This is a genomic window from Photobacterium sp. 53610 (genome assembly GCF_036409375.1).
Taxonomy (GTDB): Bacteria; Pseudomonadota; Gammaproteobacteria; order Enterobacterales; family Vibrionaceae; genus Photobacterium.
The window spans coordinates 418,227-440,229 of sequence record NZ_JAXOFS010000003.1 but is presented as its reverse complement, the minus strand read 5'-3'; the positions used below and the strand labels follow the sequence as shown (position 1 = coordinate 440,229).

Here is a 22,003-nt window from a genome sequence, read left to right as displayed (position 1 = left end):
CAGGGGCGCATGCTTATGACTTCAGAGCAACTGACTCTGAATGATCTGCGTTACGATTGAGCAGACTTTCTCCGCAGACCTCATCCGCCAGACCTGTTCCGTTTTGGTCACACGAATGATCCCGATCATGGGGGCAGTCTGACAAGATACAAGAGAAGCAATGCGAAAATACAACAAAGCGGACCTGAAAGGGTATCTGTTCAACCCTGGGTCCGCCATTATAGCTATGGTCATTGCAGACACTTTTCCGGCCTGCACTGACAAAAATAAGCGATTGCTTTACCTTGCCGTTAAAGTGACAAATAAACAAGACATTTGGGGCAAGATTAAGAGAATGATCGACTATTGTTGCAAATGCAATCAGTCCATCTCTTCCATCCAGCACATTTGTACCGCTTCCAGCACTTTTTCCCCGCAGTGCGCAGGATCGTCATCAAATTCATCTAACGCCAGAATCCAATCACGTAAATCAACAAAATGAATCTGTTGCGGATCAACATCCGGATGTGTATCGATCAGTGCGAGAGCGATTTCTCTTGAATCGATCCATTTCAGTCCCATGATTCACCTGCATTAACTGATGGATAAAAGAAAGGAAGTACATAGAGTGTAGCAAGCCCGCTGCCGGACGACAGCGGGCGAATGGATCAGTGGTTTTCGCTGGCCAGGTTGATGGTATAACGAGGAATTTCTACCACCAGGTCTTCATCAGCCACTTTCGCCTGACAACCCAGACGAGACTCAGGCTCAAGTCCCCAGGCTTTGTCCAGCATGTCATCTTCCTGCTCTTCACTCTCTTCCAGAGAATCAAAACCTTCCCGGATGATAACGTGACAGGTTGTACAAGCACAGGATTTCTCACAGGCATGCTCGATGCCAATGCCGTTTCGCAGCGCAACGTCCAGCACAGTTTCGCCGGTTTCAGCTTCCAGCACAGCACCTTCAGGGCAAAGTTCTACATGGGGTAGTACAACAATTTTAGGCATGCCTAAACCTCATCAATCGAATGACCGGCCAGTGCCTCGCGAATGGATTTATCCATCCGGCGCGCAGCAAATTCCTGGCTCGCTTTATCTGTTTTCTTAATACCGGCTTCAATCGCACGCGGGTCATCCCCCTGACGTAATTGAACCAGCTCCATCATGACAGCTTCCAGTGCATCACGCTCAGCTTTCGACAACAGTTGGTCACCGTCGGCAGCCAGCGCAGAGATCAATCCCTCAAGAACACGGTCCGCTTCAACCCGCTGCTCGGCCAGTGCCCGCGCATCTTTATCTTCCCGTGCGTGGGCCATGGAATCACGGATCATACTGGCGATTTCGTTATCCGTCAGGCCATATGAAGGTTTCACCTGAATCGACGACTGAACGCCAGAGCTTTTCTCCATCGCCGTGACTGACAGCAAGCCATCCGCATCCACCTGATAGGTAACACGAACATGAGCTGCACCGGCAGCCATCGCCGGGATACCACGCAGTGTAAAGCGGGCCAGAGAACGGCAATCTGCCACCATCTCACGTTCACCCTGAACGACATGAACAGACATCGCAGTCTGGCCGTCTTTGAACGTGGTGAATTCCTGAGCACGGGCAACCGGAATCGTGGTATTACGCGGAATAATTTTTTCAATCATACCGCCCATGGTTTCAATCCCCAGAGACAAAGGGATCACGTCCAGCAGCAGCATTTCAGAATCAGGTTTGTTCCCCGCCAGAATGTCGGCCTGAATGGCTGCACCAATCGCGACCACTTTATCCGGGTCAATTGAGGTCAGCGGCGTTTTGCCGAAGAAGTCTCCGACCAGATCACGGACCAGCGGTACACGGGTTGAACCGCCAACCATCACGGTTTCAATCACTTCATCCAGCTCAACACCGGCATCTTTCACGGCCCGGCGGCAAGACATCAGCGTCTTTTTCACCAGAGGCTGAATCAGAGCATCAAACTCAGTACGGGTGATTGTTCCCTGCCAGCCCAGCACCTCGATCTCAGTACTGTCATGATCGGTCAGCGCAATCTTGGCGGCAGTTGACACATCGTGCAGTGCACGACGCTCAGAGGCGGTCAGTGCCGCACTATGGCCGCTCTGTGCCAGAATCCAGTCCGCCAGCAGGTGGTCAAAATCATCGCCGCCCAGTGCCGTATCACCGCCGGTCGCCAGAACCTCAAACACGCCTTTCGACAAGCGAAGAATTGAAATATCAAAAGTTCCGCCGCCCAGGTCGTAAACCGCAATCACCCCTTCCTGGCCCGAATCCAGACCATAGGCAATCGCCGCAGCCGTCGGCTCATTCAGCAGTCGTAAAACTTTCAGATCAGCCAGTGCTGCTGCATCTTTGGTCCCCGCACGCTGCGCGTCATCAAAGTAAGCCGGAACCGTAATAACAACACCTTCCAGATCGCCACCCAGCGTTGCTTTCGCACGTTCACTCAGGTGTTTCAGGATCTCAGCAGAGACCTGAACCGGGTTTACCTTCCCGCGACGGGTCACCAGTTGCGGCAAACCAGATTCTGAAGCCTCAAACTGATATGGCAAATTCGGATAACGTTGCCGGATATCTTCCAGTGAACGTCCCATCATCCGTTTCACGGAAATAATGGTGTTCGACGGGTCCTGTTGTGCCAGTTCTCTGGCAGTTTCACCGACGCGAATAACCTGCTCGTCATAGTGAACAACAGAGGGCAAAATCGACTTGCCTTGTTCATCCGGCAGCGTCTCAGCTACACCGCTGCGTACGGCGGCAACAAGGGAGTTGGTAGTACCCAGATCAATCCCCACCGCCAGTTTATGTTCATGCGGTGCAGCACTTTGACCGGGTTCAGCAATCTGTAACAGTGCCATTATCCATCCTGTGGGCTTTAAGTGGGTAATGTTTCATAGAAATCAGTCGAACAGCGTTTCTTCCAGACGCTCGACTTCATGGCGCAGCTTATCAATAAATTTCAGTTTTCTGACTGCATCAGCGGCAGGTTCCCATTCACCGGCTTCCAACAGCTGTTGCAATTCAGCAAGCTGAGCTTTTTGTAAACTCACAGCCTGCTGATCAAAATCAAACAGAGCGGCATGTGGATCATCTGATTCAGGAATCTCTTCCAGCGCCTCGCGCAGCTCCATCTGTTGCATCAGAAACTCTGGGTCCTGCAACGTTTGCTGCTCGGCGCGAATATCCACCCCATTTTCAGCCAACATATATTCAGCGCGACTGACCGGATTTTTCAGGGTCTGGAAAGCATCATTGATCTGTGCAGCTTTCTGAACCGACATCAGGCGGTCACGCTCAGAAGCGGTCGCAAAGTTATCCGGATGGAAACGGCGCTGCAATTCACGGAAGCGAGTGGCAAGAAGGCTACCGTCCAATTCAAACTGGAAAGGTAGCCCGAAGAGTTCGAAATGATTCATATGGCGTCTGATATCGGTTTACAAGCAAAAGGCGCGGTGCAGATTGTCCGCGCCCAGGCAATGCCTTGATCTCAGCAAATGTTAGACGTTGAAGCTTTCACCACAACCACACTCGCTGGAGACATTCGGGTTGTTGAATTTGAAGCCTTCATTCAAACCTTCTTTGGCGAAATCCAGCTCAGTGCCTTCGAGGTACACCAGACTTTTGGCATCGACGATAATTTTGACGCCGTTTTGCTCAAACACCTGATCACCTTCGTCAAGCTCATCAACAAACTCAAGGACATAGGCCATACCAGAGCATCCTGAGGTACGAACACCCAGACGCAGGCCAATGCCTTTGCCTCGATTTTCCAGAAAAGCCGACACACGGTCCGCTGCCGCTTCAGTGATGGTAATGGCCATAAACAACAACCCTTATTTCATTAATTGCTTGGATGTTTCTTTTTGTAATCGCTGACTGCTGCCTTGATAGCGTCCTCAGCCAGAATCGAGCAGTGTACCTTCACAGGAGGCAGTTCCAGCTCTTCTGCAATGGCAGAGTTTTTAATCGCTGCAGCTTCGTCCAGGGTCTTCCCTTTCACCCACTCGGTAATCAGTGAGCTGGACGCGATTGCAGAGCCGCAACCGTAAGTTTTAAAGCGTGCATCCTCAATGATACCTTCATCAGAGACCTTGATTTGCAGCTTCATCACGTCGCCACAGGCTGGTGCACCGACCATACCGCTACCGACGTTTTTGTCATTCTTGTCAAATGAGCCCACGTTACGCGGGTTCTCATAATGATCAATTACTTTGTCACTATATGCCATGGTAGTTTCCTCGAATTCGTGCAGACGGCAACTTAGTGGTGCGCCCACTCAACTGTGTTCAGATCGATTCCCTCTTTGTACATATCCCAAAGCGGTGACATCTCACGCAGTTTTTCGACTGCGGTACGGATTTGCGAAATTGCGTAGTCTACTTCTTCCGCCGTTGTGAATCGACCGAAAGAGAAACGGATTGAGCTGTGAGCCAGTTCATCATCCAGACCCAGTGCACGCAGCACATAAGAAGGCTCCAGACTTGCCGAAGTACAGGCAGAACCGGAAGAAACAGCCAGATCTTTCAGCGCCATCAGCAGTGACTCACCTTCAACAAAAGCAAAGCTGATGTTCAGGTTGTTTGGCAGACGCTGCTCAAGATCACCGTTCACCGTCATAGCTTCGATATCTTTCACACCTTCCAGCAGGCGGTTACGCAGTGCCAGCGCATGCTGACGGTCTTGTTCCATTTCTTCTTTCGCGATACGGAACGCTTCGCCCATACCCACGATTTGGTGCGTTGCCAGAGTACCAGAACGCATACCACGCTCATGACCACCACCGTGCATTTGAGCTTCCAGGCGGATACGCGGCTTACGGCGAACATACAGTGCGCCAATGCCTTTCGGGCCGTAAATCTTGTGTGCAGACAGTGAAATCAGGTCAACTTTCATTTCCTGAACGTCGATTGGCAGCTTACCCGCAGACTGGGCAGCATCCACGTGGAAAATCACGCCATTTTCACGACACATTTCACCAATCGCAGTGATATCCTGAATCACACCAATTTCGTTGTTCACATGCATGATCGAAACAAGAATCGTGTCTTCACGCATTGCATCACGCAGCTTAGCCAGGTCAATCAGGCCGTTCGATTCAGGTTCCAGATAGGTAACGTCGAAGCCTTCACGCTCCAGTTGGCGGCAAGGATCCAGTACCGCTTTGTGCTCGGTTTTGCAGGTAATGATGTGCTTCCCTTTCTTCGCATAGAAGTGGGCCACACCTTTAATCGCCAAGTTATCAGATTCCGTCGCGCCTGAAGTAAATACAATCTCACGTGGATCGGCATTCAGCAGGTCAGCCACTTGCTCACGGGCTGTATCGACTGCTTCTTCGGCCTGCCAGCCAAAACGGTGTGAACGGGAGGCCGGGTTACCGAAGTTTCCGTCCATGGTCAGGCATTGCATCATTTTTTCAGCAACACGTGGGTCTGCAGGGCAAGTAGCGGAATAATCAAAATATATTGGCAGTTTCATCTTCATCTCCAAAAACACGGGCCGCTGGGCGCTAGGAGCGAACATCGACACCTATAGTGGCGCTGTCGTGTGTATTCTTATGTCCAAAAGACGACTTCTGAAGGCGTTGTTCCTGACGGTCTGAAATCTCGAGTACGTCATTGTCCTGCATCAGTTCACCCAGGGTGATATTGTTCAGGAAGTCACTGATACGGGTGCTGAGATCATGCCAGAGCGTATGAGTCAGGCAACGGACGCCTCCCTGACAGTCTCCTTTACCATGGCATTTCATGGCATCGACAGACTCGTCAACGGCAGCAATCACAGTCCCGACTGCAATCTGGTTCGCATCATCACCCAAACGATAACCACCGCCGGGACCGCGGACACTCGCAACCAGACCGGCTTTACGCAAGCGAGCAAATAACTGCTCCAAATAAGACAGTGAAATCCCCTGACGTTCTGAAATATCAGCCAGAGGGACTGGACCTTCCTGAGAATGCAGAGCGACGTCTAACATGGCCGTCACTGCATACCGTCCTTTTGATGTCAATCTCATAACACACCGCTACCAACTCGAATCTATGGCAGCAGTGTCGCATACCTGACTAAAATGGTCAAGTATATACCTGAGTAAATTAGTCAGGTTTTATCCTGTTCATTCACAAACTATTTCTTCAATCCGGCAAGGGATTTTTGTACCGAAGACAAGATGCCGCGCAGGATATTCAGCTCCTGCTCTTCTGGTCTGGCGCGCACGAAAAGGCGACGAAGTTTGGCCATGACCATGCCGGATCGATTACTGATGAACTGCGTCTGTTCCATGACATCATTCAGATGATCAAAGAAGCGCTCAAGTTCCTCTGTTCTCGGGTATTCTGGCTGAGCTTCGGCCGGAAAAGCCTGAGCCTCTTTATCCAGATAAGCCATGCGTACTTCATAACTGATTGTCTGAACCGCCATCGCCAGATTCAGTGAACTGTATTCTGGGTTAGCAGGAATATACACATGACAATGACATTTTTGCAGCTCTTCATTGGTCAGACCAATACGTTCACGGCCAAACAGCAAAGCAACCGGCCGAGACGCGGCTTCCTGAACAGCCTTAACACCACACTCTCGCGGGTTCAGTTGGGGCCATTCTAAAGTACGGGAACGCGCACTGGAACCAACCACCAAACCACAGTCAGCAATTGCTTCATCCAGGCTGTTCACAATACGGGCGTTCTCAACGATATCCGCAGCACCGGCAGCCAGCGCAATGGCCTGGCCATCAATTTCGCAGGCCGGTTCCACGAGAACCAGTTCACTCAGGCCCATCACTTTCATGGCGCGAGCCGCCGAACCAATATTGCCTGAATGGGATGTGCCCACCAGCACCACGCGAATTTGATCTAACATGAGAGCGTGTTTTCCAACTCCGATTCCAAAACCGGGGGATTCTAGCACAGCCTGTCATAAAGTGGGGAAAACATTGTAAAAGAGGCTGAGCTTTCAATGCCCGGACAAAAAATAACCACTTCCTTTTTGTACAGGCTCTGATATACTCGCCGCCGCTTTTTAGTTCTTTAACATCCGTTGGGAAGATCCTATGCATCCGATGCTAAATATCGCGATCCGTGCTGTGCGTAAAGCCGGTGACCATGTCGCTAAGTCTTTAGAAAAACCACAAGGCATTGAAGTCAGTAAAAAAGGCAACGACGTTGTCACCAATATCGACAAAGAAGCAGAAGCTATCATTATCGATACGATTCTGAAGTCTTATCCTGATCACTGCATCGTCGGTGCAGAGTCCGGCACAAAGGAAGGCCGTGACAAAGAATGTCAATGGATCATCGACCCGGTGGATGGCACTCAAAACTTCGTTCGCGGCTTACCGCACTTTGCGATTTCTGTTGCGCTGCGTATGCGCGGCCGTACTGAAATTGCCGCTGTATACGATCCTTCCCGTAACGAACTGTTCACTGCAACCCGTGGTTCTGGCGCACAGCTGAACAACCAGCGTATCCGTGCTTCTCAGCCACGTAACCTGACTGGTACGATTCTGGCGACCAGTCTACCTTTCGCTGCAAAACAGCACGCGGAAAGCTTCGCAAAAATCCAGCAAGCTATGTTTGTTGATTGTGACGACATGCGTCAGTCTGGTTCAACTTCACTGGATCTGTGCTACCTGGCAGCCGGCCGTGTTGACGGCGTATTCAAGCTGGGTCAGAAGCCTTGGGAAATGGCGGCTGGTGAACTGATTGCCCGCGAAGCCGGCGCAATTTGCACCGACTTCACCGGTAACACCAATTACCTGACTTCGGGCAACATTGTTGCGGGTAACGTTCGTGTCGTGAAACCAATCCTGACCAAAATCCGTGAACACGGCAGTGAAGCGCTGAATAAATAAGTCTGACACTGACATACAAAAAGCCCCGGCAAGAATGCCGGGGCTTTTTTTATGCTTCAACTTCAGCCATCACGACAGCCCGAACATGCCAGGCCATCGGATTCATTAAGGCATCGCGTCGAATTCTTCGCCTTCTTTTTCCACTTTTGGTGGCATCAGGTGCTCACGGGTAATTCCCAGTTTCAGCGCCAGTGCAGAAGCCACGTAGATGGAAGAATAAGTACCGACCGTAATACCAATCAGCAATGCTGTTGCAAAGCCATGGATCATGGTGCCGCCTTTCAGGAACAAGGCAATCACCACGAACAATGTCGTGCCGGAAGTGATCAGGGTACGGCTTAAAGTCTGAGTGATCGAATTGTTCATCACTTCTGACGGACCGCCCTTGCGCATCTTCCGGAAGTTCTCACGAATCCGGTCAAAGACAACGATGGTATCGTTGAGTGAGTAACCGACAACCGTCAGCAAGGCCGCCACAATTGTCAGGTCCACTTCAATCTGCATCAGTGAGAAAATACCAATTGTGATGATCACATCGTGAGCCAGTGCCAGAACCGCACCAGCTGCAAGACGCCATTCAAAACGAATCGATACGTACAAAAGAATACAGATCAGCGACACCAGAATTGCCAGGCCACCCGCTTCGGCCAGCTCATCGCCCACATTCGGGCCAACAAATTCAATCCGGCGCATTTCAACATTCTGGTGCGTCCCGTTACGCAACGCATCCAGCACCTGGTTGCCCAGTGTTTCACCGGCCACACCATCACGCGGCTGAAGACGGACCATGACATCACGGGCCGTACCGAAGTTCTGCACAATCGCATCATCGAAGCCAGCGGATTCCAGCGACGTCCGGATCTTGCCCAGATCGGCCGGCTGTTCAAAGCCCACTTCAATCAGGGTTCCGCCGGTAAAGTCCAGCCCCCAGTTCATCCCTTTGGTGACCACCACGCCAATTGACGCAATGATCATGACCGCAGACAGAACGAAGGCCAGTTTCGACCAACGCATAAAGTCGATCACTTTATCCGCTTTCAAGATTTGAAACATGTCAGCGTCTCCTTAGATCGACAGCTTATCGATACGTTTACCGCCATACAGCAGGTTCACCAGCATCCGGGTGCCTACAATGGCTGTAAACATAGAGGTCAGAATACCGATCGACAGGGTCACGGCGAAGCCTTTAATGGCGCCAGTCCCCACAGCGAACAGAATAATCGCGGTGATCAGTGTGGTGATATTGGCATCTGCAATTGTGCTGAATGCATTCGCATAACCCTGCTGAATTGCCTGCTGCGGGCTGCGGCCTTCGCGAATTTCTTCCCGGATCCGCTCAAAAATCAGCACGTTCGCATCTACCGCCATACCGACCGTCAGGACAATACCGGCAATTCCCGGCAACGTCATGGTCGCCCCCGGAATCATCGACATCACGCCAATAATCAGCACCAGGTTCATGGCCAGTGCCAGGTTGGCGATCAGGCCGAACTTACGGTAATAAAGCAGAGTAAACAACATAACGGCAACCATACCCCAGATACAGGCCTGGATACCCATGTCGATATTTTGCTGACCCATAGACGGGCCGATCGTGCGCTCTTCCACAATGGAAATAGGTGCAATCAGGGCACCGGCACGCAGTAACAGCGCCAGGTTATGCGCTTCTGCCTGAGTATCAATTCCGGTAATCCGGAAATTCCGGCCCAGTGCAGTCTGAATCGTCGCCTGGTTAATGACTTCTTCATGTTTCTCCAGAATCACTTTCCCTTCCGGAGAACGCTTGCCGCTGTCTTTATATTCAATAAACAGCGTCGCCATCAGCTTGCCCACGTTATTGCGTGAGAAAGCCGTCATCTTGTTCCCACCTTCACTATCCAGCGAGATGTTGACCTGCGGACGACCATACTCATCATTGCTGGAGCTGGCATCCGTAATGTGTGAACCTTCCAGAATCACTCGTTTTTTCAGCACAACAGGATTACCGTCACGGGAACGCTTCACTTCACTGCCCGGCGGAACACGGCCGGAAGCAGCCGCGGCCAGATCGGCACTGCCGTCCACTTCGCGGAATTCCAGTGTTGCCGTGGCACCCAGAATTTCTTTCGCGCGCGCTGTATCCTGAACACCCGGCAGCTCAACCACAATACGGTTTGCACCCTGACGCTGAACTAATGGTTCAGCCACACCCAGCTCATTCACACGGTTACGCAGAATGGTAATGTTCTGAGCCACGGCATAATTACGGATTTCCTGCATGCGGGCTTCACTGAAGCTGGCTTTCAATGCGAAGCCGCTGCCTTCAATGAACAGCATGTCCGGATGTAATTTCGAGAGTTCTCGTTTGGCCTGCTGAACCTGCTCGTCGTTACGCAGACGAATTTCGACACCATTGTCTTTGATGCTGATTGCGCGGTAACGAATGCGGGCTTCACGAAGCTCAGAACGGAAAGTGTCTTCCTGCTGACTCAGCAGTTTTTCCATGGCAGCATCCATATCCACTTCCATCAGGAAGTGCACACCGCCACGCAGGTCCAGGCCAAGTTTCATTGGCGTGGCACCCAGGCTTTCCAGCCACTGCGGTGTTGATGGTGCCAGGTTCAGCGCAACAACATAGTTGTCGCCGAGAAATTGATTCAGTAAATCGCGGGCACTGATTTGAGTCTCAGTGTCTTTGAAGCGGACCAGAATAGCCCCGTTTTCGAATGCGACAGATTTATAGGAGAGATTATCTTGATTAAGTTGCTCGGTCACCGTATCCAGCGTGGACATCTCTACCGAGGCGCCACGCGCCCCGGAGATTTGGATCGCTGGATCTTCACCGAACACATTGGGAAGCGCATAAAGCAAACCGATCAGCAGTGCGAACACCACCATCAGGTTCTTCCACAAGGGATACCGGTTTAACACTGAGAAGATCCTTCAAAGCCATAAATTACAAAGATTTCATGGTGCCTTTTGGTAGCACGGCAGAAACAAAATCCTTTTTGATCGTAACTTCAGTTGTGTCGTTCAGCGCGATCACAATGTAGTCATTTTCTTCTGAAACTTTCGTGATCTTGCCGACCAGACCGCCGTTTGTCAGAACTTCATCACCTTTACCCATCGAGGCCATCAGGTTCTTATGCTCTTTCACCCGTTTCGCCTGCGGACGGTAAATCATAAAGTAGAAAATAACCGCAAACAGGGCCAGCATGATGAACAGCTGCATGCCGCCACCTTGTGGTGCACCTTCGGCAGCTGCGTGTGCCTGAGAAATAAAAAGACTCATTTATTCACGTCCTCGTTATAGTTAAACGTCTTTCAATGGTGGAACTTCGCGGTTCCGGCGCGTGTAGAACTCTTCTACAAATGCGTCGAAACGATCTTCTTCAATCGCCTGACGAATGCTTTCCATCAAACGCTGATAGTAACGTAAGTTATGGATTGTATTAAGGCGTGCACCCAAAATTTCATTACATTTATCCAGGTGATACAGGTACGCCTTCGAGTAGTTGCGACAAGTGTAACAGTCACAGTGCGGATCCAGTGGGCTTGTATCCGTTTTATGTTTCGCATTACGGATCTTGATCACACCGCCCGTAACAAACAGATGGCCGTTTCGTGCGTTACGGGTTGGCATCACACAGTCAAACATGTCGATACCGCGGCGAACACCTTCAACCAGATCTTCCGGTTTACCCACACCCATCAGGTAACGAGGCTTATCTTCCGGCAGTTGCGGACAGGTGTGTTCCAGCACACGGTGCATGTCTTCTTTCGGTTCACCCACAGCCAGACCACCGACTGCATAGCCGTCAAAGCCGATTTCGGTCAGACCTTTCACTGAAACATCACGCAGGTCTTCGTAAACGCTTCCCTGCACAATGCCGAACAGGGCATTTTTGTTTTCCAGTTTATCGAAATGGTTGCGGCTGCGTTTCGCCCAGCGCAGAGACATTTCCATCGATTGCTTGGCTTCATCATGCGTTGCCGGGTAAGGCGTACATTCGTCAAAGATCATGACGATATCGGAGCCCAGGTCATACTGGATTTCCATGGATTTCTCTGCATCCATGAAAATCTTGTCGCCGTTCACCGGATTACGGAAATGTACACCTTCTTCGGTGATCTTACGGATATCACCCAGGCTGAAGACCTGAAAACCGCCTGAATCGGTCAGAATCGGGCCCTGCCACTGCATAAAGTCATGCAGGTCGCCGTGCAGTTTCATCACTTCCTGACCCGGGCGCAGCCACAGGTGGAACGTGTTGCCCAGCAGAATTTGTGCGCCGGTCTCTTTCACTTCTTCCGGCGTCATACCCTTCACGGTGCCGTAAGTACCCACAGGCATAAAGGCCGGCGTTTCAACCGTGCCACGTTCAAAGACCAGACGGCCGCGACGTGCACGCCCCTGGGTTTTATCTAATTCAAATTTCACAAAGCCTCCAAAAGCCAGAGAAACAGTCTGACATTCAGGTCAGTTGACCCAAGATAAATACAAAAGGCCATCGCCTGATGCACTGTGATCTCAGCGAGATCGCAAACTGTCCGGCCCAAAGCCAGACAGTGAATTCATTAAAAAGTTCGGATTTTCCGGTTATCAGGCACCAAACTGTGTCCTACAGCCGGAAATTTGCCCGCTTATGCCTGACGACGATGGATAAACATCGAATCGCCATAGCTGAAGAAACGATATTTTTGCGCCACAGCCTGCTGATAAGCGTTCATGGTGTGCTCATACCCGGCAAAAGCGCTCACCAACATGATCAGCGTCGATTCCGGTAAGTGAAAGTTGGTAATCAGCACATCCACCAGCTGGAACTCATAACCAGGGAAAATAAAGATATCGGTGTCGCCGAAGAAAGGAACCAGCTCAGTCCCTTTTTTCAGGGCATCCTGCGCAGCACTTTCCAGTGAACGAACCGACGTCGTCCCGACAGCAATGACACGTCCGCCACGCGCTCGAGTGGCTTTAATCGCATCGACCACGTCCTGCGGTACTTCAACGTACTCAGCATGCATGTGGTGATCGTGAATATTATCGACGCGAACCGGCTGGAAAGTTCCGGCACCAACATGCAGGGTCACGAAAGCAAACTCAACGCCTTTCGCCTTGATATCTGCCAGCAGCTGATCATCAAAGTGCAGTCCGGCTGTTGGCGCTGCAACTGCACCCGGTTTTGCGTTATAAACCGTCTGATAACGTTCTTTATCCGCGTCCTCATCCGGACGGTCAATATAAGGCGGCAGCGGCATGTGTCCGACCGTCTCCAGAATCTCCAGAACTGTCAGCTCACTGTTGAAACGAATTTCAAACAAAGCATCGTGGCGCGCGACCATTTCGGCTTCGAACTCATCGTTCTCACCCAGCAGCAGCTGAGTGCCCGGCTTCGGAGCTTTAGATGCACGGACATGCGCCAGAATGCGCTTGTCATCTAACAATCGCTCGACCAGCACTTCCAGCTTACCGCCGCTGGCTTTCCGGCCAAACATACGGGCAGGGATAACCCGGGTATTGTTAAAGACCAGCAAGTCACCTGGCTGCACCAGATCCAACACATTTTTAAACGACTGATGCTGTACATCACCGCTGTTTCCGTCCAGATGCAGCAGACGGCTCGCAGAGCGTTCAGGTTGCGGGTAACGCGCAATCAATTCGTCGGGAAGGTCAAAGTGAAAATCTGAAACTTGCATTTTTTAGGCCCTAAATTACAGCAGGCAGCTAGTATAGGCTGCCACACTGCAATATCAAGCCCGCTGAAATGGGATGAAATGATTTCCGTCCGGCTCAGACACGAAAACTCCGGATAGCCAGCCACAACAGAGCAAATAATGTGAGCCATGAAAGACTGCCCCCGCTGTCGCTGCTGCTATTTGTCCGGGTACCAAAATCTTCCAGCCCGGCTTTACTGTAATCCTGCAAAAAAGGATTTACCGCAAACACTGAACCCGGAGCGGGGTTGAAACGACTGCCCAAAACAGAACCGATCCAATCGAGATAGGTCGACACCTGGGTGTACACTCCCGGCAGATTCCCCGCGCATCCTTCCCCAAAACTGACCAGCCCCACTAAGCGAAGACCAAAATCCGAATCACCGCTCGCCTGGGGATCCTGCCAAACCAGAGGCCCGCCAGAGTCACCAAAGCAACTGTCCCGGTACAGCTCCGGCGATGGCGGTCCGGCACAGACAAACAGACTGTAAACCTGCGGATAAACCGTGCTGCCCCATAACGCATCACAGCTCCTGTCCGGCACGCCGGACAGCAAAGTCTGATTCAGAGACATGACGCCTTTTTCGCTCTTGGGAAAATCACTGCCCCAGCCGCTGACCAGCAAATTGGCGGGACGTACTCCGTTGACCACCCAGGTACTGACAAACTCAGCATCGGCCCGACGCTGTGTTGCAACCGTTGCAATTCGGATGGGTATTGCTCTTGGGGGTAAACTGATCGCCAGACGCAGGATAGCAATGTCGTTATTGAAATTACTGCTGTTATAACTGGGATGCACAATAACGGCACTCACAGGGGCAACATTCTGATTGCCCGCATCTTCTAATGACGTGATCCCGGCCCATACCCGGACATGCATGGGTGTCGCCACCCGCCCGGCATTCACCATACAATGTGCAGCGGTCAGCACTGTTTCCTGATCAATGACCACACCTCCGCACTGGTATGCTTCAGTGCCGTTCTCTGAAAAGTCGATTCTCACAAAAGCCTGCCAGGGCAATTCTCCCGGTTGCGTAAGAATACCGCCAATAATCCGGGCTGTTGCCTGAGGCGCCTGTTCATTCGGTGTACCCGATTCTTCATCCTGCGCATGCACTGATAACGAAGCAAACATGAAGAAACAACAGAGATAAAACAGGCAGATAGCGACAGGGGCTTTCATCACTACATCCCCTTCTGAAAGACAGTGGGTTAATTATAAAGCCCGCCGAAATTCAGCATTTGTTGCATAACTGATAATCAGGGTTAAAGTTGCGACCCTTTTACAGTACCGCAGGAGAAGAAACTGAGCAGAAGGGGAAAAGGTGTAGACTGAACAGCCTGAGAGCAATGACGGTATCATCGCTCAGCAGGCCCAGAGAGAAAGAAACAGCAGGTTATCTGATTGACTTTTCGCGGCTTCGCCAAAAGAACAAGCCAAACAATACGATCAGGATCCCAGGAGCCATACTGCCGCCACTTCCGCCGCTGCCGGCATAACCGACCGTTTGATGAGTTGACGTCTCTCTATTCAGACGCGCTGAATTTTCCGCTGAAAAAGGATCACTCGTGAAAACCGGATCAGGGTCAAAATCAAAACCGGTGCCGGTAATCGTCCAAATCCAGGTTCTGAAATGGGAGACCTCCGTGTACACCGCAGGTACATCTGATGCGCACTGGGCGCCGAAACTGACCAGTCCGACCAAGCGTAAGCCAAAATCAGCATCAGCACTGGCCTGTGGATTCTGCCACACCAGCGGACCACCGGAATCGCCCTGGCAACTATCCCGATCAACATTGGGCAAAGGAGAAATCGCACACACAAAGCTATCCAGATTCGTTGAATTAATATTACTCCAGACACTGTTGCAATAATCGTCAGGCACTCCGGTAAGCAAAGTATGCTGCAAATCCTGAGAGACCGCCGCATCCGGATCTGCTGACGTTCGTCCCCAACCGGATACCAGCAAATTTTCAGGACTCTCCCCCCCATGGACGTAGCTATTCTCGAAGGCTAAATCAGCCTGATTCTGCTCACTGACCGTGGCAAGCTGAATGGGTTGGACTGAACTCGAAAAGCCGGTATTCAGACGGAGTAACGCAATGTCGTTGACGAAAGTAGAGGCGTCATAGCCTGGATGAATTGTCACACTGGCCACAGTATGGGCGTTTCCGATCGTCGCGCTGCTGGTTGAGGTAATCCCCCCCCAGACCAGAACCTCGTTCGACTGTGCCGCGACATTGTTATGTTTCATACAGTGTGCGGCTGTCAGCACAGTATCCATATCAATGATCACGCCGCCACACTGATAAACTTCGTTACCGTCCCGGCCGTAATCAATATAAATCAGTGCCTGCCAAGGCAGCTCTCCTGCGTAGGTTGTAGTCCCGCCGATCACCCTTGCAACAGGCGCATTCTCTTCCTGAGCAGAATTTTGCTCAGCAAAAACAGAACAGCTTGCCGTGATCAATCCCCCCACAATCCCGGCGGCTGCCCATTGAAATATCGTTCTTTTCATCATTCTCACTACCCCGCCGAAAGAATATTTAGCAACGCCCTGTATCTGTTAACCATTCGTCTTTTTTACAGTCAGTTACTGATTCTTCCTGCCCCGTGATACACGTTCGCGACCCACGATTCGCCGACCACACGGCAGTACCAGGCGGTAACAGACCCAACAGGTTCACTCCGGCTTTCAATCATTATCCCCCGGACAAAAAAGAACCACGAAAGATCAACAACCCTCAATAACAGTCTATAAAAAACTTCCAGTCACGATGTGACATAAACCGCCAAAGCCGGCTTCCTTTTGCTGTTCGAGCCACCACGTTTGAAAGTTGGACGCAATACCGCATTTTTGTGCAATGCCCTGTACGGTCCACACCGAATTTCTGACAGACCTTCCGTGCTGCCCTATTCCGCAAATTGCTGTTACAGTTTCAATGAGAGTTACCTGCGACCACATGACGAACACCATGAATTTTCTTGCACATCTCCACCTGGCCGATCACTGTCAAAGCAACCTCACCGGAAACCTGCTCGCCGACTTTGTTCGGGGGGATCCATATCGTTTCTATACACCGGACGTTGCTGCCGGGATCAAATTGCACCGCTTTGTCGACAGCTATATCGACAGTCAGCCCGAAGTCAGAGCGTGGCGGCAACAGTTTCCCCCGGCGATCCGGCGGGTCAGCGGCATTGCCCTCGATATGATCTGGGACCATTACTTGGCCCGGCACTGGACGGTCTTCCATGACTTACCCCTAGCCCAGTTTGTCCGGCAGACCAGACGTGAGATTGAACAGTTTCAGGAACCGGAACCGGAAAGCTACCAGCAAATGACCCGTCGCATGTGGGCGCAGGAATGGTTATTACAGTATCAACATGAATCAGCCATTCATCAGGCGCTGGCAAGAATGGCCATCAGACGTCCCAAATTACAGGCGCTGACAGAATGCCCGCCCTTTCTCTCCGACCATTATCAGGCGCTGGAGCAGAGCTTTTTCATTCTCTATCCGAGACTGATGCAGGCATCAAAAGCTTACTGGCTGGAAAGCCGTGATTCACTGGTCCGCCAGATACGTGTTGAGAAATAAAGGAAAGCAAGGTGAGAATTGCCGGCTTGAACGGCTTTGCCCAAAAAATAAAAAGGGGAGCCGGAGGCTCCCAAGGCGATAACAATTTCATTATTAAAGTGCTATCCCGGTGAGGCTGGCAGTACACCCGCCTCACGCAGCAGAAGATAACGCTAATCGCAATACCTTTGCAGGCAACCGCTGCGAAATGGACTAACTAGGATAGATTGCTCGGTCAATCCGATCAGTCTGCTCAGAACTGATCTTCCTCGGTCGAGCCAGTCAGTGCAGTCACCGAAGAGTTTCCGCCCTGAATCACATTGGTCATCTTGTCGAAATAGCCGGTTCCCACTTCCTGCTGGTGTGCCACAAAGGTATAACCCTTCTCTGCTGCAGCAAATTCCGGACGTTGTACTTTCTCGACATAATGACGCATCCCTTCGCCCTGCGCATAGGCATGGGCCAGTTCAAACATGTTGAACCACATGTTATGGATACCTGCCAGCGTGATGAACTGGTACTTATAGCCCATATCCGATAGTTCCTGCTGGAACTTGGCAATGGTCTCTGCATCCAGATTCTTCTCCCAGTTGAAAGAAGGCGAGCAGTTGTAAGCCAGCAGCTGATCCGGATACTTCGCATGAATCGCCTCTGCAAACTGACGCGCTTCTTCCAGACACGGCGTTGCGGTTTCACACCAAATCAGGTCAGCATAGGGTGCGTAAGCCAGACCACGGGCAATCGCCTGATCAATCCCGGCACGTACACGGTAGAAACCTTCCTGAGTCCGCTCACCTGTGATGAAGTCGGCATCGTAAGCATCACAATCAGAGGTCAGCAGGTCTGCTGCATTCGCATCAGTACGCGCAATCACCAGGGTTGTCGTTCCGGAAACGTCCGCAGCCAGTCGGGCCGCAATCAGTTTTTGTACCGCTTCCAGAGTCGGCACCAGAACTTTACCACCCATGTGTCCACATTTTTTCACCGAAGCCAGCTGGTCTTCAAAGTGAACACCGGCTGCACCCGCATCAATCATGCTGCGCATCAGTTCATAAGCATTCAGGACACCACCAAAGCCTGCTTCCGCATCCGCAACAATCGGCAGGAAGTAGTCAATGCCGCCCTCTTCAGGACTCTTGCCGTTTGCCCACTGGATCTGGTCAGCACGGCGGAAAGAATTATTGATACGCTTCACGACGGCAGGTACAGAGTCTACCGGGTAAAGTGACTGATCCGGGTACATCGAAGAGGCGGTATTGTTGTCCGCCGCCACCTGCCAGCCTGACAGATAAATCGCTTCAATGCCGGCTTTGGCCTGCTGCACCGCCTGGCCACCAGTCAGCGCACCCAGGCAGTTGACATAGCCTTTCTTCGCAGAGCCGTTCACCAGATCCCACAACTTGTCAGCACCGCGTTGTGCCAGTGTGTTCGCCGGGACGACCGAACCACGCAGGTTCACCACATCCTCCGCTGTATAAGTACGCTTCACGTTTTTCCAACGCGGATTCTCAGCCCAGTCCTTTTCAATGGCTTCAATCTGTTGCTGGCGAGTCAGAGTCATAATAAATCCCTCGTATTATGTGACGATAGTTCGCAAAATCTGGAGGTTCTGCGGTTCAGTTTTCAATGGGTTTTCTTGGGCTTCCCCTGCCCGGCCAGGCCGGACAGAGGCAATTGCACACAGTGCTTTTTGTTTTATGTTCCTTGGCGTTGCGTTTTTCAGTCTCGCAACGGCTATTCCAGGTATTCGTAACCGGGCAGCGTCAGGAAGGTCACGAGTTCATCGCTGGTCGTTAACCGGGCCATCATCGCGGCCGCTTCCTGATAGCGTCCTTGCCGGAAACGCTCAGCGCCGATTTCCTGCGACAGTACCTGCATCTCTTCAGCCAGCATCTGCTCAAACAGTGCTTTAGTCACAACCTGACCATTGCTTAATGTCTTGCCGTGTTTGATCCACTGCCAGATTGATGCACGGGAGATTTCTGCAGTCGCCGCATCTTCCATCAGACCGTAAATCGGCACACAACCATTTCCGGAAATCCAGGCCTCAATATATTGAACAGCCACGCGAATATTGTGGCGCATGCCGTCTTCCGTCCGCTCGCCATCGCAAGGGGCCAGCAGCTCAGCCGCCGTGATTGGTGCATCGCTGTCCCGGGTCACATCCAGCTGGTTCTTCCGGTCACCCAGACAGGCATCGAAAACTGCACGGGCGGTATCAGCCAGCCCCGGATGCGCCACCCAGGTTCCGTCGTGACCGTTTTGGGCTTCAAGTGCTTTGTCCGTCTGAATTTTGTTCAGAACCCAGGCATTTTGCTCCGGATCTCTGGATGGAATGAAAGCCGCCATTCCCCCCATGGCAAACGCACCGCGGCGGTGACAGGTTTTCACCAGCAGACGCGAATAGGCATTAAGAAACGGCTTGTCCATGGTCACGACTTGGCGGTCCGGCAGAATACGGTCCGGATGATTTCTCAATGTCTTGATATAACTGAAGATGTAATCCCAGCGGCCGCAGTTCAGTCCCACAATGTGTTCTTTCAGACTGTGCAGAATTTCATGCATCTCGAACACTGCAGGTAAGGTTTCAATCAGCACCGTCGCTTTAATCGTGCCGCGGGACAGACCCAGCTCATCTTCCGCAAAACTGAAGACATCACTCCACCAGGCCGCTTCCTGATATGCCTGAAGCTTTGGCACGTAGAAATAAGGACCGCTGCCATTGGCCAGAAGCTGTTTGTGGTTATGGAAAAAGTACAGACCGAAATCCAGCAGTGCTCCGGGAATCGGCGTGCCATGCCACAACACGTGTTTTTCCGGCAGGTGCAAACCACGTACCCGGCAGATCAGCACCGCAGGGTCGTCTTTCAGGGCATACACCTTTCCTGTTTCAGGCTGGGTGTAACTGATGGTGCGATTCACTGCATCGTGCAGGTTGCGCTGCCCGTCGATAACCGCACTCCAGGCGGGCGCAAATGAATCTTCAAAATCAGCCATGAACACTTTGACATTCGCATTCAGGGCATTGATCACCATTTTTCGATCAACGGGACCGGTAATTTCAACCCGGCGATCCAGCAAATCGGCCGGGATATTCTGAATGGTCCAGTCACCTTCACGGATGTTTTGAGTTTCAGGCAGGAAATCCGGCAGCTGTCCGCCGTCAATCGCCTGCTGACGCGCTTCACGTGCCGCCAGCAGTTCCGGCACACGGGCAGCAAATCGGGTCACCAGTTTTTCAACAAAAGACACTGCCTCATCACTCAGAATATCGCGTTGTGCTTCTGACAGTGCCGTCAGGGTCAGTTGACCAAACTGATATTGATTTTCCATATCCATGTAAACTCCCCACTTACATCAAAACGACCAAATGTAACTAAATAACCACCTGAAATTCGAACAGCTGATGTTTATCTTAGACCACCTTTGGCGTAAACATGGTCTATACGTTGCCTGAATAAATCATCAATGGCAAACATCCAGAAAAACAAGAAAGATACAAAAACAAAACGAACTCAATAAAATCAATAAATTAAATGAAATAGAGTTATTACTCAAAACACTAAATTAAAACAGGTTTGAACGATATATTCGGTTTTTCCCCGCCTTACTGCGGAACAAGGAAAAATGTCACATATTACGTAATTAAATTACCAAACCACTCAATAGCAACAAGTTTGAAAAATACGTTTTAAACAAAAAGGTGAGCATGAAATGATTGCAAGCCACTCAATCTAAATACATTTATAGTCGAGAATTTGGAGAGTCATACACTCAGGAGAGGTTTAAAGCCGCGGAAAACAGAATTGTTTTTTTGAGCGAAACAAAAAAAACCTACAAAATGAATCACTTGCGAAAAATACGCAACAGAACAAAGATTCACAGGAACTGAGGATCGGCAGAATATTTCACCAAAAAATAAAAATATCTCTGCCGGGCATCCTGAATGTGATTAAAGCAGGGCTGCGACTATCTCTGCGAGGCTCTGAAAAGTGGAAATTCGGCTCGACGTGGGCCGCCAGACCAGACCAATTTCCCGAAATGCGGCTTGGCCGGGCGGATCCAGTATCACCAGATCCGGGTTATCAACCAAACCATGTTTGATGGCCATCTGGGGAATGAATGTCGAACCTAAGCCGTTCGACACCATCTGAACCAGTGTATGAAGACTGGTGGCCGTGAAGGGATTAATTTTTTCTTTACTGGTTAACTGACAAGCTGAGACAGCATGACCGGTCAGGCAGTGCTCTTTTTCAAGTAAAAAGACAGATTCGTCGGGTAAATCTGCATATCGTAACGGGGCCGTCACCTGAGAAGCCTGTGTTTTGCTGAGCACCATTTTGAACGGATCCCGACCCACAACCTGGCTGTGCATACCACTGATTTCAACCGGCAGCGCCAGAATCAGGACATCCATATCGCCATTGCGCAAAGCACTGAGCAAATTATCCGTGGTGTCTTCTCGCAACAAAAGATGAAGCTGCGGGTAACGCCGGTTGACCGCCTGAACCAGATCGCCCAGCAGGAAAGGAGCGATCGTCGGAATACATCCCAGCCGGACCTGTCCGGCCATGGTATCGTCGCCGCTTTTGGTGAGTTCCATCATGTCCTGGGTTCGTGCCAGCAGTTCACGGCTGCGGACCACCACTTCTTCCCCGGTCGCGGTAAAAACCAGCGCTTTGTTATCCCGTTCAATCAGCTGGCAGCCGATCAGATCCTCAAGATTCTGAATACCGGAACTTAAAGTCGACTGACTGACAAAGCATTGTTTGGCCGCTTCGCCAAAATGGCGGGTTTCATAGAGTGTAACCAGATAATGAAGCTGTTTAAGCGAGGGAAATTTGCTCATCGTATTTTTCGATTGTAATAATCTATTTATTCCACTTTTTTCAATGTAGCACTT

21 protein-coding genes are annotated in these 22,003 nt (G+C 51.1%); 2 read left to right on the top strand and 19 right to left on the bottom strand.

The features are described 5' to 3' along the window. Nucleotides 1-360: 360 nt before the first annotated feature. The 9 genes from iscX to trmJ form a co-directional block, all read right to left on the bottom strand. The gene (iscX, locus tag SPK40_RS11820) at nucleotides 361-561 is read right to left on the bottom strand and encodes a Fe-S cluster assembly protein IscX (protein ID WP_248141209.1); all 201 of its coding nucleotides are present in this window, start codon (nucleotides 559-561) and stop codon (nucleotides 361-363) included. A gap of 86 nt (nucleotides 562-647) precedes the next feature. Then, nucleotides 648-986: an ISC system 2Fe-2S type ferredoxin gene (fdx, locus tag SPK40_RS11815; RefSeq protein WP_036751536.1), complete on the bottom strand. Its 339-nt coding sequence runs from the start codon at nucleotides 984-986 to the stop codon at nucleotides 648-650. A gap of 2 nt (nucleotides 987-988) precedes the next feature. Further along, nucleotides 989-2,842 carry a Fe-S protein assembly chaperone HscA gene (gene hscA, locus SPK40_RS11810; protein WP_330960589.1) on the bottom strand — a complete coding sequence of 618 codons (1,854 nt, stop codon included), beginning with the start codon at nucleotides 2,840-2,842 and terminating at the stop codon, nucleotides 989-991. Nucleotides 2,843-2,884: 42 nt separating this feature from the next. Next, nucleotides 2,885-3,400, bottom strand: a complete 516-nt coding sequence (gene hscB, locus SPK40_RS11805; protein WP_248141211.1) for a co-chaperone HscB — start codon at nucleotides 3,398-3,400, stop codon at nucleotides 2,885-2,887. Nucleotides 3,401-3,481: 81 nt separating this feature from the next. Beyond that, the gene (iscA, locus tag SPK40_RS11800) at nucleotides 3,482-3,805 is read right to left on the bottom strand and encodes an iron-sulfur cluster assembly protein IscA (protein ID WP_248141212.1); all 324 of its coding nucleotides are present in this window, start codon (nucleotides 3,803-3,805) and stop codon (nucleotides 3,482-3,484) included. A gap of 20 nt (nucleotides 3,806-3,825) precedes the next feature. Further along, nucleotides 3,826-4,212 (bottom strand): Fe-S cluster assembly scaffold IscU, encoded by a 387-nt coding sequence (gene iscU / locus SPK40_RS11795; protein ID WP_036751529.1) that lies wholly within the window; start codon nucleotides 4,210-4,212, stop codon nucleotides 3,826-3,828. 32 nt (nucleotides 4,213-4,244) lie between these two features. After that, nucleotides 4,245-5,459 (bottom strand): IscS subfamily cysteine desulfurase, encoded by a 1,215-nt coding sequence (locus SPK40_RS11790; protein ID WP_330960588.1) that lies wholly within the window; start codon nucleotides 5,457-5,459, stop codon nucleotides 4,245-4,247. 31 nt (nucleotides 5,460-5,490) lie between these two features. Beyond that, entirely contained in the window at nucleotides 5,491-5,997 is a 507-nt protein-coding gene (iscR, locus tag SPK40_RS11785) for a Fe-S cluster assembly transcriptional regulator IscR (protein ID WP_248141214.1), read from the bottom strand. Between the two features lie 110 nt (nucleotides 5,998-6,107). After that, complete coding sequence (gene trmJ / locus SPK40_RS11780) at nucleotides 6,108-6,839, bottom strand: tRNA (cytosine(32)/uridine(32)-2'-O)-methyltransferase TrmJ (protein WP_248141215.1); 732 nt, start codon at nucleotides 6,837-6,839, stop codon at nucleotides 6,108-6,110. A 190-nt stretch (nucleotides 6,840-7,029) separates the two neighbouring features. Between trmJ and suhB the strand changes: the two genes are divergently transcribed. Continuing rightward, entirely contained in the window at nucleotides 7,030-7,830 is an 801-nt protein-coding gene (gene suhB / locus SPK40_RS11775) for an inositol-1-monophosphatase (protein WP_248141216.1), read from the top strand. 105 nt (nucleotides 7,831-7,935) lie between these two features. Here the strand turns inward: suhB and secF are convergent, their stop codons facing one another. The 7 genes from secF to SPK40_RS11740 form a co-directional block, all read right to left on the bottom strand. After that, nucleotides 7,936-8,883 (bottom strand): protein translocase subunit SecF, encoded by a 948-nt coding sequence (gene secF / locus SPK40_RS11770; RefSeq protein ID WP_248141217.1) that lies wholly within the window; start codon nucleotides 8,881-8,883, stop codon nucleotides 7,936-7,938. Nucleotides 8,884-8,895: 12 nt separating this feature from the next. Further along, a complete protein-coding gene (gene secD, locus SPK40_RS11765; protein WP_248141218.1) occupies nucleotides 8,896-10,740 on the bottom strand; it encodes a protein translocase subunit SecD in 1,845 nt (614 codons plus the stop codon). 25 nt (nucleotides 10,741-10,765) lie between these two features. After that, a complete protein-coding gene (gene yajC, locus SPK40_RS11760; RefSeq protein WP_036751515.1) occupies nucleotides 10,766-11,101 on the bottom strand; it encodes a preprotein translocase subunit YajC in 336 nt (111 codons plus the stop codon). Between the two features lie 21 nt (nucleotides 11,102-11,122). After that, entirely contained in the window at nucleotides 11,123-12,250 is a 1,128-nt protein-coding gene (gene tgt, locus SPK40_RS11755; RefSeq protein ID WP_248141219.1) for a tRNA guanosine(34) transglycosylase Tgt, read from the bottom strand. Nucleotides 12,251-12,453: 203 nt separating this feature from the next. After that, nucleotides 12,454-13,506 (bottom strand): tRNA preQ1(34) S-adenosylmethionine ribosyltransferase-isomerase QueA, encoded by a 1,053-nt coding sequence (gene queA, locus SPK40_RS11750; RefSeq protein ID WP_330960587.1) that lies wholly within the window; start codon nucleotides 13,504-13,506, stop codon nucleotides 12,454-12,456. A gap of 94 nt (nucleotides 13,507-13,600) precedes the next feature. Beyond that, complete coding sequence (locus SPK40_RS11745; protein WP_330960586.1) at nucleotides 13,601-14,707, bottom strand: S1 family serine peptidase; 1,107 nt, start codon at nucleotides 14,705-14,707, stop codon at nucleotides 13,601-13,603. 214 nt (nucleotides 14,708-14,921) lie between these two features. Beyond that, on the bottom strand, nucleotides 14,922-16,046 hold the full coding sequence (locus SPK40_RS11740) for a S1 family serine peptidase (RefSeq protein WP_248141221.1): 1,125 nt from the start codon (nucleotides 16,044-16,046) through the stop codon (nucleotides 14,922-14,924). Between the two features lie 454 nt (nucleotides 16,047-16,500). Between SPK40_RS11740 and SPK40_RS11735 the strand changes: the two genes are divergently transcribed. Further along, the gene (locus SPK40_RS11735) at nucleotides 16,501-17,121 is read left to right on the top strand and encodes an acyl carrier protein phosphodiesterase (RefSeq protein WP_330960585.1); all 621 of its coding nucleotides are present in this window, start codon (nucleotides 16,501-16,503) and stop codon (nucleotides 17,119-17,121) included. A 232-nt stretch (nucleotides 17,122-17,353) separates the two neighbouring features. On the opposite strand, the gene aceA is transcribed toward SPK40_RS11735, so the two are convergent. The 3 genes from aceA to SPK40_RS11720 form a co-directional block, all read right to left on the bottom strand. Next, the gene (gene aceA / locus SPK40_RS11730; protein WP_330960584.1) at nucleotides 17,354-18,661 is read right to left on the bottom strand and encodes an isocitrate lyase; all 1,308 of its coding nucleotides are present in this window, start codon (nucleotides 18,659-18,661) and stop codon (nucleotides 17,354-17,356) included. 173 nt (nucleotides 18,662-18,834) lie between these two features. Continuing rightward, nucleotides 18,835-20,433 carry a malate synthase A gene (aceB, locus tag SPK40_RS11725; RefSeq protein ID WP_442957569.1) on the bottom strand — a complete coding sequence of 533 codons (1,599 nt, stop codon included), beginning with the start codon at nucleotides 20,431-20,433 and terminating at the stop codon, nucleotides 18,835-18,837. A 619-nt stretch (nucleotides 20,434-21,052) separates the two neighbouring features. After that, nucleotides 21,053-21,949: a hydrogen peroxide-inducible genes activator gene (locus SPK40_RS11720; protein ID WP_330960582.1), complete on the bottom strand. Its 897-nt coding sequence runs from the start codon at nucleotides 21,947-21,949 to the stop codon at nucleotides 21,053-21,055. Nucleotides 21,950-22,003 lie beyond the last annotated feature (54 nt).